This window comes from Armatimonadota bacterium (genome assembly GCA_017993055.1).
Taxonomy (GTDB): Bacteria; Armatimonadota; UBA5829; order DTJY01; family DTJY01; genus JAGONM01.
The window spans coordinates 8633-9772 of the sequence record JAGONM010000062.1 but is presented as its reverse complement, the minus strand read 5'-3'; the positions used below and the strand labels follow the sequence as shown (position 1 = coordinate 9772).

Annotated in this window: 2 protein-coding genes; both read right to left on the bottom strand. The window is 59.4% G+C overall.

Annotated features, from left to right (window positions below):
- Positions 1-477 (bottom strand): hypothetical protein (locus tag KBC96_15000; GenBank protein ID MBP6965700.1); only part of this gene is annotated, 477 nt, incomplete at its 3' end.
- Between the two features lie 9 nt (positions 478-486).
- Positions 487-1140, bottom strand: a 654-nt coding sequence (locus KBC96_14995) for a carbohydrate ABC transporter permease (GenBank protein MBP6965699.1), incomplete at its 5' end; no start/stop codon positions are given.

Below are 1140 nucleotides of genomic sequence, written 5' to 3'. Positions count from 1 at the left end.
ATCCGCCTCTCCATTGGCGGCGAAGTCGTTCATCGCCTCGATGAACCTCTCGTGACGTACACCCTGGCCGCCGGGATGCCTCGCTTCGTATTGAGCCATGATCTCGGCACTGAGATCGTGGAATCTGCCCCACCAGCCGCTGGTGAGCCAGACCGCGTCACCGACGTATTTCGATTTGCCGCGCACGAGATAGCGGTCCGACAAGAGGCTGTTCGTGAACGTCTCACCGTCAGTGACAAGCAGACCTATGGTTGCCGCCGTGATCAGAACCTTCTCCAGTGAAGACTCGTTCACTCCGGTGCGCTCGGAGAGCTGCCCCAGAGTAAGGGGGCCGCCGGCCAGTTCAGTAAAGACGTCAATGTTGTTAGCGACGTGGAACGCCCGCGAGACCTCGTACGCGCGCGCGATGCCGAAGAGGTCGTCAGGCGTCTCCGCAGGGATACTGTATCCGTTCTCGATGCCTCGTCTGTCCGCCATGTGTGTTTTCTACCCCTTGATGCCTGTGAGGGTGATTCCCTGAATGAACGTCCGCTGGGTGAAGAAGAAGAGGACGATGATCGGGACGGTAATCACCGTCGAAACCGCCATCAGCATTCCGTAGTAGGACCCGTACTGGCTCTGGAACATCGCGAGCCCGAGCGAGAGGGTGAACTTGTCCTCATTGAAGAGATAGATCAGCGGGCCCAGGTAGTCGTTCCACGCGCCCATGAACGTGAAAAGCGCTACGGTGGCGAGCGCGGGCTTGGCAAGAGGGAGGACGATCCGCCGGAAGATCTGAAGCTCGGTGCAGCCGTCTATCTTCGCAGCCTCCATGAGATCCTTGGGGATCGAGAGGAAGAACTGCCTCAGCAGAAAGATGAAGAACGCGTTCCCCAGGAATGCAGGGACCGTTAGCGGCAGGAAGGTATCTATCCAGCGAAACCAGGTGTACACGGTGAAGAGAGGGACCATCGTCACCTGGGCCGGGAGCATCATTGTGCTGAGCAGGATCAGGAAGAGCGCCTCCCTGCCCCGCCACGGGATGACCGCGAGCCCGTATGCGACGAGCGCGCTCGATATCGAGACGCCGATGACGTTCAGGACGGCGATGATGAGCGTGTTCTTGAGGTACAGCAGGAACGGCACGAAGGTGAGACCCTT